Annotated in this window: 13 protein-coding genes; 7 read left to right on the top strand and 6 right to left on the bottom strand. The window is 68.4% G+C overall.

Annotated elements, in window-relative coordinates; translation table 11 throughout:
* Positions 1-11: 11 nt before the first annotated feature.
* Positions 12-347, bottom strand: a complete 336-nt coding sequence (locus AC1RLW_RS05100) for a hypothetical protein (protein ID WP_062480058.1) — start codon at positions 345-347, stop codon at positions 12-14.
* A 331-nt stretch (positions 348-678) separates the two neighbouring features.
* Here AC1RLW_RS05100 and AC1RLW_RS05095 point away from each other — a divergent pair, with 331 nt between their 5' ends.
* From AC1RLW_RS05095 to AC1RLW_RS05085, 3 genes are all read left to right on the top strand, one after another.
* Positions 679-1,626, top strand: coding sequence for an adenylate/guanylate cyclase domain-containing protein (locus AC1RLW_RS05095; RefSeq protein ID WP_062480056.1), 948 nt, complete (start codon positions 679-681; stop codon positions 1,624-1,626).
* Between the two features lie 122 nt (positions 1,627-1,748).
* Positions 1,749-2,099 carry a hypothetical protein gene (locus AC1RLW_RS05090; protein WP_307583582.1) on the top strand — a complete coding sequence of 117 codons (351 nt, stop codon included), beginning with the start codon at positions 1,749-1,751 and terminating at the stop codon, positions 2,097-2,099.
* Between the two features lie 185 nt (positions 2,100-2,284).
* Positions 2,285-2,515, top strand: a complete 231-nt coding sequence (locus tag AC1RLW_RS05085; protein ID WP_070060568.1) for a hypothetical protein — start codon at positions 2,285-2,287, stop codon at positions 2,513-2,515.
* Positions 2,516-2,535: 20 nt separating this feature from the next.
* Here the strand turns inward: AC1RLW_RS05085 and AC1RLW_RS05080 are convergent, their stop codons facing one another.
* From AC1RLW_RS05080 to AC1RLW_RS05060, 5 genes are all read right to left on the bottom strand, one after another.
* The gene (locus tag AC1RLW_RS05080) at positions 2,536-2,895 is read right to left on the bottom strand and encodes a response regulator (RefSeq protein ID WP_070060569.1); all 360 of its coding nucleotides are present in this window, start codon (positions 2,893-2,895) and stop codon (positions 2,536-2,538) included.
* Between the two features lie 85 nt (positions 2,896-2,980).
* Positions 2,981-4,198, bottom strand: a complete 1,218-nt coding sequence (locus AC1RLW_RS05075; RefSeq protein ID WP_493192393.1) for a hybrid sensor histidine kinase/response regulator — start codon at positions 4,196-4,198, stop codon at positions 2,981-2,983.
* A complete protein-coding gene (locus AC1RLW_RS05070) occupies positions 4,188-4,802 on the bottom strand; it encodes a chemotaxis protein CheB (RefSeq protein ID WP_307693691.1) in 615 nt (204 codons plus the stop codon). Before AC1RLW_RS05070 ends, AC1RLW_RS05075 begins: the two co-directional genes overlap by 11 nt.
* Positions 4,799-5,629, bottom strand: a complete 831-nt coding sequence (locus AC1RLW_RS05065) for a CheR family methyltransferase (protein WP_493193059.1) — start codon at positions 5,627-5,629, stop codon at positions 4,799-4,801. The genes AC1RLW_RS05070 and AC1RLW_RS05065 overlap by 4 nt, the downstream gene beginning before the upstream one ends.
* 47 nt (positions 5,630-5,676) lie before the next feature.
* Positions 5,677-9,171, bottom strand: a complete 3,495-nt coding sequence (locus AC1RLW_RS05060) for a response regulator (protein ID WP_493192392.1) — start codon at positions 9,169-9,171, stop codon at positions 5,677-5,679.
* A 141-nt stretch (positions 9,172-9,312) separates the two neighbouring features.
* On the opposite strand from AC1RLW_RS05060, the gene AC1RLW_RS05055 reads away from it, so the two are divergent.
* From AC1RLW_RS05055 to AC1RLW_RS05040, 4 genes are all read left to right on the top strand, one after another.
* A complete protein-coding gene (locus tag AC1RLW_RS05055) occupies positions 9,313-11,643 on the top strand; it encodes an ATP-dependent DNA helicase (protein WP_493192391.1) in 2,331 nt (776 codons plus the stop codon).
* Positions 11,621-12,238, top strand: coding sequence for an alpha-ketoglutarate-dependent dioxygenase AlkB (locus tag AC1RLW_RS05050; RefSeq protein ID WP_493192390.1), 618 nt, complete (start codon positions 11,621-11,623; stop codon positions 12,236-12,238). Before AC1RLW_RS05055 ends, AC1RLW_RS05050 begins: the two co-directional genes overlap by 23 nt.
* Positions 12,235-12,825 carry a DUF4304 domain-containing protein gene (locus AC1RLW_RS05045; protein WP_493192389.1) on the top strand — a complete coding sequence of 197 codons (591 nt, stop codon included), beginning with the start codon at positions 12,235-12,237 and terminating at the stop codon, positions 12,823-12,825. The genes AC1RLW_RS05050 and AC1RLW_RS05045 overlap by 4 nt, the downstream gene beginning before the upstream one ends.
* A 114-nt stretch (positions 12,826-12,939) precedes the next feature.
* On the top strand, positions 12,940-13,251 hold the full coding sequence (locus AC1RLW_RS05040) for a plasmid stabilization protein (protein WP_493192388.1): 312 nt from the start codon (positions 12,940-12,942) through the stop codon (positions 13,249-13,251).
* The last annotated feature ends 110 nt before the right edge of the window (positions 13,252-13,361 follow it).

Raw genomic sequence — 13,361 nt, 5'->3', positions numbered from 1 at the left:
CGATCAGGACATCACTGGTTGGTGAAACGCTGATGGACGCGCGGGCCCATCGAGCCGGGCAGGCCGCCCTTGAACATGCTGTTGATTTCTTTCATCTGGCGCCGCGCGGCCGATTCGCCGTCGATGGCGCTCAGCGCCACCATCACGTCCTGACGCAGGTACCAGAGGGTCTCGACATCGACCGCAAAGCGCACGCGTTGGCTGACACGCTGGATCGATTGGCCACCGCGGCCCTGGAGCACCGACAGCATCGCCGTGCGGATGCGCCCGAGCTGACTTTCCGCAACCTGCCGCGAGCCCAGGCCGGGTACGTTCAGGAGCTGAAAAAGGCGGCGAAAGAGCAGCATGTCACGAAAAGCGTATTGCCGGGAGCTGAGACGGTCGCTACCTTAAGCCTCAGTTCGCCGGGACACAAGATGTGAAACACCGTTTCTTGTTTGCAAACAACAAGCTTTAGCGGTCTCTTTTGTTGTCATTTGAATTTTGAGCGCAAAAGTATTAAAAAACTTTGGCATTCATCTGCACGATGCGCCAAGCTGGCCCCGTCGATGCAGCGTCAACAAGAAGCTTCTGCGGATCGTTCCTTGCATGTGAAGGCGCATGTCGGGGAAACTTCTCGCAGGAGCGGCGAAAGGTCCAGAGCAACATAACCAGCGCTTGCCGCCAAGAAAAAACAGTATGGGTGTCAATTCCACAGTCGTTTTCGCGGACTTGACCGGAAGTACCAGGGTCTTCGAGGCCATGGGGAATGCACGTGCCACCGAGACCGTGACGCGGCTGACCCAATGGATAGGACGCGTGTGCGAGGCCCACGGCGGCCGGGTCGTGAAATCGCTGGGCGATGGCGTGTTCGCCATCTTCACCAGCGGCGCCGCCGCCACGCACGCGGTCATCGAGTTGCAGCGCTACCACCAGAAGCGCCTGGCCGGCTGGCCCGTGCCGCTGCGCATGGCGCTGCAGATCGGCGTGGCCAGCGGCGACGTGGTCGAGGTCGAGGGCGATTGCTTCGGCGACGCCGTCAACCTGGCCTCACGCCTGAGCGACCTGGCCGGGCCGGGCCAGATCTGGGTCACCGAGGCGGTGATCCAGCAACTGCATGAAGGCGCTGTGCAGCACCGCGACCTCGGGCCGATCAGCATCCGCGGGCGCACCGAGATGTCGATCGTCCACCGCATCGACTGGCAGGAAGACCTGACGAGCTTCCTCACCGTGCCGGCCGCGCTGCTGCCGGCGCGGCTGCCCGATTCCACCTTCGGCCGCATCGAACTCGCATGGCTCGACGTGCGCTCGATGTTCCGCATCGACCAGCTGCCGATTCACCTGGGTCGCGTGGGCGACGCGCAGTTCGTGGTCAACGACCCGCGCGTGTCGCGGCTGCATGCGCGCATCGAGGAGCGGCAGGGCAGTTGCGTGCTGATCGACGTCAGCACCTACGGCACCTGGGTGCGCTTCCACGGCAACGGCGGGCCGAGCCACGAGATCGCGCTGCGGCGCGACGAGTGCGTGCTGCACGGCCGCGGCGAGATCGGCCTGGGCGCGCCGCTGAGCGATTTCAGCGCGCCGACCATCGCCTTCAACACGACGGGCGACGACGTGATGCTGTCGCGCCGGGCCATCGTGAACTGAAGGCCGACTGAAAATCCCGTTCACGTTTGGCAACCAGCTGGTGCGCTTCGAGGTGCACCACGCAGGGACATGTGGCGTTGCAGGACCACGCCGGCGCCGTTCGCGCCAGGCCTGGAGCCACCATGCATTCCCCAAGCGATTCTTCCGTTTTCAGATGGGCCGCCGTCGCCGCGATCGCCGCCGGCGCGCTGCTCGCCACGGGTGCCGCCAGCGCGCGCACGAGCTGGTCGGTGCAGATCGGCACGCCCGGCGCGGTCTATGCGCCGCCGTACTACGTGCCGCCGCCCGTCTATGCGTACCCGGCCCCGATCTACTACGAACCGCCACCGCCGCGGGCCTACTACCGTCCGCCGCCGCCCGTGTACTACCGGCCGGCCCCGATCTACGTCCCGCCGCGCGGGCGCCTGTACTACGGTCCCGGCTATCCCTACCGTGCGCCGAACGATGATGACGACGATGACGACCGCGATTGACCGGCCACCCGCAAGCTTGCAGGCATGCCAATTCTTGGCGTGAACTCTGACGAAAACGTCACATTCAGTCACATTTGTAAGATCAAAGAATTCATTTCATGCCTGCAGAGGGTTTGGGCCCCGGGGCATGACACTTGCCTTGCATCGTTCAACAGGCGCGCAGAGTGCCGAAGGAGCGACAAAAAATGCAGACCAGCGTTCGGCCTTTCACCGATGTCGAGGCCGCCATTGCGGCGGTGGAGGCCCTGGACGGCGAACTCCGTAAGTTCGAGCTGGCCGTGGGGGACAACCTCCAGGACAGCATCGGCCTGCAGATGGCGCAGATCACCGACCGTGCGCTCGCACGCGGCTGGGAGCCCAGCGGCTTCATCCAGAAGGAAGGCTTTCGCCTCTACCGCTACCGCGCGATGCGCTGACAGGTGAGGAGGGGGTCGGATCAGCCCGGCGCGAGGATGCGCTCGAGCGCCCCGATGTCGATGGGCTTTTGCAGGTGGTGGTCGAACAGCACCTCGCCCGGCGCCGCATTCGCCGCGTCCCGCTCCGAAAAACCAGAAATCGCCACCAGCAGCCGCGGCGTGCCTTCGGCGGCGGTGGCACGCAGCCGGCGCGCCACCTCGGTGCCCGGGAAGTCGGGCAGGGTGAGGTCGATCAGCGCCGCATCGAAGCGCTCGCCGGCTGCCGCGTCCAGCGCCTGTTGCGCCGTGTAGGTGCAGCGGGCGGTGTGATCCTGCAGCGTCAGCAGCTCCCGCAGCAGGTCGGCTGCGGCCTCGTTGTCGTCGACGATCAGCACATTCACAGTTGTTTTCTCTCGGCATCCATTGATTGCGATCCCGCAGTATCGACGCTGTGCCTACCGGAATCCGTAACAGAGGCCTTGTTTGTTACTTCCCGGTGTGGGCCGAGGCGGGCGGCGGCTGCAGCGGCAGCTTGACGAAAAAGCGCGCGCCGTGGCCCGGCGTGCTCTCCACGCCGATGCGGCCCGCATGCAGGCTCACGATCTTGTGCGTGATGTACAGGCCCAGGCCCAGGCCGGCCGCGTGCTTGCGGCTGACGTCGGTGCGCTCGAACTGCTCGAAGATGCGCTGGTGGTCCTCGGGCGAGATGCCGATGCCCTGGTCGCGCACGCTCACGACCGCGTGGTCGCCGTCCTGGCGCACCGTCATCTCGACCGGCTTGCCGCCGCCGTAGCGCAGCGCGTTGGTCAGCAGGTTGGTCAGCACCTGTTCGATGCGGAACTCGTCCCACACGCCGCGCAGCGCGGGGGGCGCGTCCAGGCTGATGGTGCAGCCCGCGGCCTCGGCCTGGTGGCGCAGGTTGTCGACCACGGCGCGGGCCAGCTCGGCCAGGTCGACCGGCTTGGTCTGGATCGAGAGCGCGTCGCGGCGCAGCCGCGTCACGTCGAGCATGTCGTCGATGAGCCGCACCATGTTGCGGATCTGCCGCTGGTCGCGCTCGATCATGGTGGGCAGCTTCTCGGGCGAGAAGCTGTCCAGCTTGCCCTTGGACAGGTGCAGCTGCCGCAGCTGCGCCTCCAGGTAGAGCGTGTTCAGCGGCGTGCGCAGCTCGTGCGACACCATCGACATGAAGTCGTCGCGCATGCGCACCGCGCGCTCCAGCTCGCGCTGCGTGTGCTGCAGCTGCTGGACCAGCTCTTCCTGCTTGCGGTGCGCGGCGGCCAGCGATTCCATTTCATGGCGCAGCGCCTTGCGGTGCTGGTGCAGATCGACGAACACGCTCACCTTGCTGACCACCGCATGCGGATCGAGCGGCTTGTGCAGGAAGTCGACCGCGCCGCTTTCGTAGCCCTGGAAGGCGTAGTTCATTTCGCGCCCGGCGGCGCTCACGAAGATGATCGGGATGTGCCGCGTGCGCTCGGTGCCGCGCATCAGCTCGGCCAGCTCGAAGCCGTTCATGCCGGGCATCTGCACGTCGACGATGGCGAGCGCGAATTCGTGCTCCAGCAGCAGCGCCAGCGCAGCCTCGGCCGAGCCGGCGCGGTACACCAGCCGTCCGGGCGCGCGAATCAGCGCCTCGAGCGCCAGCAGGTTCTCGGGCAGGTCGTCGACGATCAGCAGCTTGCTTTCGACCTCAATGGGCATGGGCGGGCTCCAGTAGCTGCAGCAGGATGCGCAGGTCGCGCAGCCGGAGCACGTGGTCGGGGGCGTGGCGCGCAATGGCGGCGAGGGGCATGGTGGGAACCAGGGCTTCTTTCGGGTCTTGCACGGCGGTGAGTCCGCCGGCGCGGTGGATGCGCAGCAGGCCTTCGGCGCCGTCTTCGTTGGCGCCGGTCATGAGAAAACCGGCCACCGACGACCCGTAGGCATCGGCGGCCGAGGCCATGAGCACGTCGATGGACGGGCGCGAGAACAGCACGGGCGGCTCGCAGCTCAGCGAAAAGCGGCGCCCGCGCTCGATCGACAGGTGGTAGCCCGGCGGCGCGAAGTACAGGCAGCCGTCCACCAGCGGCATCTTGTCGAGCGCCTCGTGCACGGGAATCGGCAGGCGCTGCGCAAAGATCTCGGCCAGGTGGCTCTCGTGCGATTCGGGCAGGTGCAGCACCACCGCCATCGGAATGCGCCAGTTGGCCGGCAGGCCGTCGAGCACCGCGCTGAGCGCGTCGATGCCGCCGGCCGAGGCGCCGAGCACCACGGCTTCGACACGGCGAACCGGAAACGGACGGTGCTGCGTGCCGGCGCGCTTCATGCGACCTTGCGGTAGATGCGCTCGGCGCGCGCGTGGGCGTCGAAGCGGTCGGCGTAGCCCGAGAAGTCGATGCTTTCCTTCGAGCCCAGGCCGAGAAAACCGCGGTGCGACAGCGACTCGTGGAACAGTCCGAGCGCGCGGTCCTGCAGCTGGCGGTTGAAGTAGATCAGCACGTTGCGGCACGACACCAGCTGCGTCTCGGCGAACACGCTGTCGGTGGCCAGGCTGTGGTCGGCAAAGATCACGTCGGCGCACAGCGAGGGGTCGAAGCGCGCGGCCTCGTAGGCGGCGGTGTAGTAGTCGGAGAACGCGCTCAGGCCGCCCGCGCGCTGGTAGTTGGCCGTGTAGCCGCGGATCGCCTCGAGCGGAAAGATGCCCTGGCGCGCCTTCTCGAGCGAGGCCGGGTTGATGTCCGTGGCGTAGATCTGCGTGCGCGCGAGCAGGCCTTCCTCGCGCAGCAGGATGGCCAGCGAGAACACCTCTTCGCCCGTGCTGCAGCCCGCCACCCACACCTTCACCGACGGGTAGGTGTGCAGGATCGGCACCACGTGCCGGCGCAGCGCCAGGAAGTAGGCCGGGTCGCGGAACATCTCGCTCACCGGAATGGTCAGGAACTGCAGCAGCTGGCCGAACAGCGCCGCGTCGCGCAGCACGCGATCCTGCAGCGCCGAGATGCTGGGCAGCTCGAGCTGCTCCAGCGCATACAGCACGCGGCGCTTCTGCGAGGCGGTGGTGTAGTTGCGAAAGTCGTAGCTGTACTTGAGGTAGATGGCCTCCATCAGCAGGCGCAGCTCGATCTCGGTGTCGCTCAGCGGCTGGGGCTGCATGGGGGCGGTGGCCGGGTCCTGCAGCGCGGCGGGAAGGGGCTTGCGGGTCACAGGCGCTCCATCTTCGGCATCCACACGCGCAACAGCGAGAACAGGCGCTCCAGGTCGACCGGCTTGGCCAGGTAGTCGCTGGCGCCCGCGGCCAGGCACTGGTCGCGGTCGTCCTTCATGGCCTTGGCGGTGATGGCGATCACCGGCATCTTCGCGAAGCGCGGGTCGGCGCGCAGGTGGCGCGTGGCTTCCAGGCCGTCCATCTCCGGCATCATCACGTCCATCAGCACGAGGTCGATCTCGCTGACCTGGTCCAGGCGCTCCAGCGCCTCGCGGCCGTTGCGGCCGATCTCGACCGTGGCGCCGCGCTGCTCCAGCGCGCTGGTGAGCGCGAAGATGTTGCGCACGTCGTCGTCCACCAGGAGGATGGTGCGGCCCTCGAAGATGCGGTCGCGTCCGCGCGCCGTCTTCAGCATGCCCTGGCGTTCGCTGGACAGCGAGGCCTCCACCTTGTGCAGGAACAGCGTCACCTCGTCGAGCAGCCGTTCGGGCGAGCGCGCGCCCTTGATGATGATCGAGCGCGAGTAGCGCTGCAGCTCGGTCTCTTCGTCGCGCGTGAGGTTGCGCCCGGTGTAGACGATGACCGGCGGGAACGACACGATCTCTTCCGCCGCCATGGCCTTGAGCAGTTCGCTGCCCTGCATGTCGGGCAGCCGCAGGTCGGTGATCATGCAGTCGAACACGCGCGTGCGCAGCAGCGCCAGCGCTTCCTCGCCGGAGCCGACGGCGACGATCTCGATGTCGTCGTCGCCGATCAGCCGGATCACGCTCTCGCGCTGCAAGGCGTCGTCTTCCACCAGCAGCACGACCTTGACCTTCTGCGTGAGCTTTTCTTCCAGCCGGCCGAACACCTTGGTCAGCTCCTCGCGCGTGGCCGGCTTCAGCGCGAAGCCGATGGCGCCCATGTGCAGCGCGGCGGCCTGCGCGTTGTCGGCGGCCGAGACCACGTGGATCGGGATGTGGCGCGTGTGCGGCGAGTCCTTGAGCTTTTGCAGCACGTCCAGGCCGGTGCTGTCGGGCAGGCGCATGTCCAGCAGGATCGCGTCGGGCACGAACTGCGTGGCCAGCTCGAAGCCGTCGGCCGCGCCGTGCGCCACCAGGCAGCGGTAGCCCAGCTCGTGCGCCAGGTCGTACAGGATGTGGGCGAACTGCGGCTCGTCCTCGATGACCAGCACGCGGCGCACCTGGTCGCGCGGAATCGAGCGGTCGTCCGCGAAGCGCGGGGCCGGCACCACGGGCGCCGGGGCAGGGGGCGCGAGCGGCGGCGGCGACAGCACGGCGGGCGCATGCGAAGACGTCGACACCGAACGCAGCGTGCCGACGGGCGTGGCCGGCGCGGGCGAGGTCTGCGGCGCGCGCGGCGGCAGCTGCAGCGTGAAGGTGCTGCCCTGGCCGGCCTCGCTCTTCACCGTCAGCGAGCCGCCCAGCAGCTGCGTGAGGTCGCGCGAGATCGACAGGCCCAGCCCCGTGCCGCCGTAGCGCCGGCTGGTGGTGCCGTCGGCCTGGCGGAAGGCCTCGAAGATCAGCTCGTGCTGCTGCGGGTCGATGCCGATGCCCGAGTCGTGCACCGCAAAGGCCGCGCCGCCGTCGGCCGTGGCCGACACCGTGAGCGCCACTTCGCCGCGCTCGGTGAACTTGATCGCGTTCGACAGCAGGTTCTTCAGGATCTGCTCCACGCGCTGGCGGTCGGTGACCAGCAGGGCCGGCGCGTCAGGCCGCAGCTCCAGTCGGAACTCCAGGTTCTTGTCGGTCGCGAGCGGGCGGAAGGTGCTTTCCAGGCTCTGGGCCAGCTTGTCGAGCGGCACCTCTTCCGGCACCAGTTCGAGCTTGCCGGCCTCGACCTTGGCGATGTCCAGGATGTCGTTGATCAGCACCAGCAGGTCGTTGCCCGAGGCGTAGATCGATTCCGCGAACTTCACCTGCTCCAGCGACAGGTTGCCCTGCGGGTTGTCGCCCAGCAGCTTGGCCAGGATGAGCGCGCTGTTCAGCGGCGTGCGCAGTTCGTGCGACATGTTCGCCAGGAACTCCGACTTGTAGCGGCTGGCGCGCTGCAGCTCGTCGGCGCGGTCTTCCAGGTCGCGCTGCACGCGGCGCAGCGCGGTGTTGCGCTGGTCGAGCGCTTCGGTGCGTTCCGACAGCTGGCTGTTGGTCTGCTCCAGCTCGGCCTGCTGGTTCTCCAGCATGGCCTGCGAGGCGCGCAGGGCGCGCGACTGTTCTTCGAGCTCTTCGTTGGCGGTGCGCAGCTCTTCCTGCTGCACCTGCAGCTCTTCGTTGAGCTGCTGCGTTTCGGCCAGCACGTCCTGCAGCTGTTCGCGGTAGCGCGCCGCCGCCAGCGAGGTGCCGATGTCGTCGGCCACGAGGTCGAACAGTTGCTCGCTGCGCGCGTCGGGCGTGCCCGGCAGGCCGAGTTCGAGCACGCCGTTGACGGCGCCATCGGCCGCCACCGGCAGCAGCAGCACGGCCTTGGGCGCCATCTCGCCGAGGCCGGAGTTGACCTTCAGGTAGTCGGCCTGCACCGGGTCGATCAGCATGCGGCGCTGCTCGGCCGCCGCCTGGCCGACCAGGCTTTCGGTGGGGGAGAACACCTGCGGCGAGGCTTCGGCCTCGCTGGAGAAACCGTAGCTCGCGGCGCGACGCAGCGGGCCGTGGCGCTCGCGCACATAGAGCGCGCCGACCGAGCTGCCGAGGTGGCGCGAGAAGAACGCCAGGATCTTGCGGCCCATGTCCGGCGCACTGAGTTCGCCAACCAGCTCGCCCACCAGCTCGGTCTGCGCATTGCGCAGCCAGGCCTCCTGCGACAGGCGCTCGGCGTGCGCCGCCTGTTCGCCCAGCACCACGTCGTAGCTGTCGGACAGGCGCATCAGCTGCCGGCGGCCGAAGAACGCCACCAGGCCCGAGTACACCAGCGTGAAGAGAAGGAACAGCCCGACCACCCACCAGCTCGTGCGGTTGGCTTCGGTGTTGCGCTGGAAGCGCAGCGTCTGCTCGGTGTCCATGAAGGCCGTGAACTCGGCGCGCAGGTCGTCGGTCAGGCGCTTGCCGCGGCCCAGCCGGACGGTGGCCTGCGGATCGACGCCGTTGCGCCGCGCCTCGATCATTTCCCGCGCGAAGGTCAGCCACGACTCCTGCAGGCCGACGATGCGGTCGACGCGCTCCACCTGCTGGCGGTTGTCCGACACCTGGCGGCGCAGCGCGTCGGTGTCGGCCTTCAGGCGCGGCAGGGCGGACTGGTAGGGCTCGAGAAAGCTCTCCTCGCCGGTGATCAGGAAGCCGCGCATGCCCGTTTCCATGTCGATGGAACGGCGTTGCAGTTCGCTGGCGGCGCGCGTGACCTGGTCGGTGTGCTCGACCCAGCTCAGGCTCGTCAGCAGATACAGGATCAGCGCGACGAACGCCACGGCGCCGATCAGTCCGCCCAGCAGCGGCAGCTTGAGGTTGCGGCTGAGCAGGCGGTCGAATTCGACGGGGTCGATCGCGGAGGGAGTTTTCATGAATGCATTTGTAAGCAAAACTTGTCAAGTCTTGCCGAAAAAGATCATTTGACCTGTCGGAGAAGGCCTCGATACCGATTTGTGTGACGTATTGCCGCATTCGGCGCTCGCTATACTGTGATTTCATCCAGTATCGGCAGCATGCCTTCCGACCTCCATTCCGCTCCGTCAGCCGCCGTTTCGGCGGCGCACGTCGTGTCCGTCAAGGCCTTGTGCGCCTTCGGCGCGAAGGCGGGCGATCTCGACCTGCGCTTCGTGCCTGCGCCCAGCGCGCTCGAAGGCATGGCCGGCCACGCGCTGGTGCAGGCCCGGCGCGGCGGCGACTACCAGAGCGAGGTGCCGCTGGCCACCACCTGCGGCACACTGCGCGTGCGCGGCCGGGCCGACGGCTACGACCCGGCGCAGGCGCGGGTGGAAGAAATCAAGACCTTCCGCGGCGACTTCGACGCCATCCGCGCCAACCACCGCGCGTTGCACTGGGCCCAGGTGCGCTGCTACGGCTGGATGCTGTGCGAGCAGGAAGGGCTCGAGCAGCTGACCGTCGCGCTGGTCTACCTCGACCTGGCCAGCGGCGACGAAACCGTGCTCGATGAGCAGCACACGCGCGACACCCTGCGCACGCACTTCGAGACCCTGTGCGCCTGCTACAGCGACTGGGCGCAGCGCGAGGCCGCGCACCGCGGCGCGCTCGACGACGCACTGACGCAACTCGAGTTTCCCCACGCCGACTTCCGCACCGGCCAGCGCGAACTGGCCGAGGCGGTCTACCGCGCCGCCGTGGGCGGGCGCTGCCTGTTGGCGCAAGCGCCCACGGGCATCGGCAAGACGCTGGCCACGCTCTTTCCGCTGCTCAAGGCGCGCGCGGCGCACAAGCTCGACAAGGTGTTCTTCCTCACCGCCAAGACCTCCGGGCGGCCCGTGGCGCTCGACGCCTTGCGCGTGCTGGGGCAGGGCGGCGCCCACCGGCCGCGCGTGCTCGAACTCGCGGCCCGCGAGAAGGTCTGCGAGTACCCCGACCGCGCCTGCCACGGCGAGGCCTGCCCGCTGGCGCGCGGCTTCTACGACCGCCTGCCGGCCGCGCGCGCCGAGGCCGCGCAGGTGGGCTGGCTCGACCGCGAGGCGCTGCGGCGGGTCGCGCTCGCGCACGAGGTGTGTCCCTATTTCCTGGCGCAGGAAATGACGCACTGGAGCGACGTCGTCGTCGGCGACTACAACTACTACTTCGACAGCAGCGCGTTCCTGTTCGCCAGCATGAAGGACGCCAACTGGCGCGTCGCCGTGCTGGTCGACGAGGCGCACAACCTGCTGGAGCGCGCACGCGGCATGTACACCGCCAAGCTCGAAGGCGCCGCGTTGGAAGAAGCGCACCGCGTCGCGCCCGCCGCCGTGCGCGGCCCGCTGGCGCGGCTGTTCCGCGAATGGGACACGCTGCAGCAGGCGCAGACCGCCGGCTACGACACCGCCGACGAGATCCCCGAGCGCTTTTTGCGCACGCTGCAGGCCGCCAACACCGCGATGGCCGAGCATTTCGCCGCCACGCCCGACGCGGCGCAGGGGCCGCTGCAGCGCTTCTTCTTCGATGCGCTGCACTTCGCGCGGTTGGCCGAGGTCTTCGACGACCACTCGGTGTTCGAGCGCACGCTGGGCGCCACGCAGGAGCAGCGCGGCCTGGCCATCCGCAACCTCGTGCCCGGGCCGTTCCTCGAAGGCCGCTTCGCCGATGCGGTGTCGGTCACCTGCTTCTCGGGCACGCTCGCGCCGTTCGCGTTCTACCGCGACGCGCTCGGCCTGCCCGAAGACACGGCGCTGCTCGACGTCGAATCGCCATTTCGCGGCCAGCAGCTGCGCGTCGAGGTGGCGACCGGCGTCTCCACGCGCTTTCGCGACCGCGCCGGCTCGCTGCGCCATGTGACGGACATCATCGGCGCGCAGTTCGAACGCCTGCCCGGCAACTACCTGGCCTTCTTCAGCAGCTTCGACTACCTGGACAAGGCCTGCGCTGCGTTCTCGCTGCGCCACCCCGGCGTGCCCGTGTGGACGCAGACGCGCGGCATGCGCGAAACCGACCGCCACGATTTCGTGGCGCGCTTCGAAGAAGGCGGGCAGGGCATCGGCTTCGCCGTGCTCGGCGGCGCTTTCGGCGAAGGCATCGACCTGCCGGGCAGCCGACTCATCGGCGCCTTCGTTGCGAGCCTGGGGCTGCCCCAGTACAACGAACTCAACGAGATCACGCGCGAGCGCATGCAGTCGCGCTTCGGCAAGGGCTACGAGTACACCTACCTCTACCCGGGCCTGCAGAAGGTGGTGCAGGCCGCCGGCCGCGTGATCCGCACCGAGGCCGACACGGGCGTGCTGCACCTGCTCGACGACCGCTTCGCGCGCGCCGAGATCCGCGAGCTGCTGCCGCGCTGGTGGCATGTGCAACTGGCCGGGGAGGCTGGGGAAGACGATGCGCGCCACCCGACGCCTTGAGCACGCCGGCCAGCCCGACCTGTTCGGCGAGGCGCCCGTGGCGGCCATCGAAGGCCTGCGCTACGAACCCGGGTTCCTGTCGCGCGACGAAGAAGCCGGCCTGCTGCGCATCGTGCAGGACCTGCCGCTCAAGGAGATGCGCTACAAGGAATACACCGCCCGCCGGCGCGGCACCAGCTTCGGCGGCAGCTACGACTTCGACACGAACCGCCTCAAGCCCGGCGCGCCGCTGCCCGAGGCGCTGCACCCGCTGCGCGCGAAAGCCGCTGCCTGGGCCGGCCTGGCGCCCGAAGACCTCACCCACGTGCTGATCGCCGAGTACCGCCCCGGCACGCCGCTGGGCTGGCACCGCGACGTGCCCGACTTCGAGGACATCGTCGGCGTCTCGCTGCACGGCGACGCGGTGATGCAGTTCAGGCCCTACGTGCCCGGCGCACCCGCGTCGGGGCCGGCCGCGCTCGAGGTCCTCGTCGAGCCGCGCTCCGTGTACCTGCTGCGCGGACCGGCGCGCTGGGCATGGCAACATGCCATCGCCCCGACCGAGGGCCTGCGTTATTCGATCACCTTGCGTACCCGGAGACCCCGCGCGCCATGAACCGCACCACCTTCCTCAAGCTGCTCACGCACCACCTCTTTCCCGTGCTCAAGGCCGAAGGCTTCGAGGGTTCGGGCCAGACGCTGCGGCGCATCGACGGGCCGGTGATCCACGTGTTCAACGTGCAGGGTGCGAGCGGCGGCAAGGCCTGCTACCTGAACCTCGGCGCGCACCTGGACTTCTTGCCGCCCGAGGGCGGAACGCCGGTGGCGCCCGAGGCGCTCGAAGAATCGCACTGCGTGTTCCGCGACCGCCTGGACCCACCGCCCGGCGCGGCGTTCGGATGGGCCTATGGCGAGACGAAAGAACAGGCCGAAGAAAACGTCGAATTCATCGTGAGCGAGTGGGAAGGGCCGGGGCGTACCTTCTTCGCACGGCATGGCAGCTATCCGCAGAGCTTCGAACAGATGCTGCAAGAGACCGACCCGCACCAGATCCATGCGCGCACCGCCTTGCACTTCGCACGGATCGCGATGCACCTGGGCGACCGCGCACGGGCGCAGGCGCTGGTCGAGGCGGGGCTCGCGCGGGCGCCGGAACGCGCCACGGCCCTGAAGGCCGACCTCGCGAACGTGTTGTCGGCCTGAGCGCGCACGACAGACTGCGCTGACGCGCAGCGCCTGCCTCTTCCGACCCATGGCGGCTCACAGGCGGCCAGCATGAAGGCTTCTTTCATCCCCTTTGATTGAAGGAGCGCAGACATGCCAAGAGGCGACAAGTCGTCCTACACGGACAAGCAGAAACGCAAGGCCGAGCACATCGAGGAAGGCTACGAGCACCGCGGCGTGGCCAAGGGCGAGGCTGAGCGCCGCGCCTGGGCCACGGTGAATGCCGAGAGCGGCGGCGGCAAGAAGAGCGGTGCTGGCCGCGGCCGGCCCGAGAACCATGCACCGTCTCGCAAGGGTGGTCGCCTCGGTGGCGCCGCAGCGGCGAACCGCACCGCCGCCGAACGCTCGGCATCCGCCAGGAAGGGCGCTGCCACACGCAAGCGCAACGCCGAGAAGCGCGGCTGAAGCCGATTGCGAATACCAGCCATATCTTCTGTCCGAAAAGCGGAGTCCACCCGCCGCGCACCCTGAAAAGCGGACATTCCTTCGCCATCTGTGACGGCAGCCGGACAACT

The organism is Variovorax sp. GW822-FHT04A09 (assembly GCF_058801005.1).
Note: the sequence above shows the minus strand (reverse complement) of the source record. Positions and strands in the feature narration are given on the sequence as shown.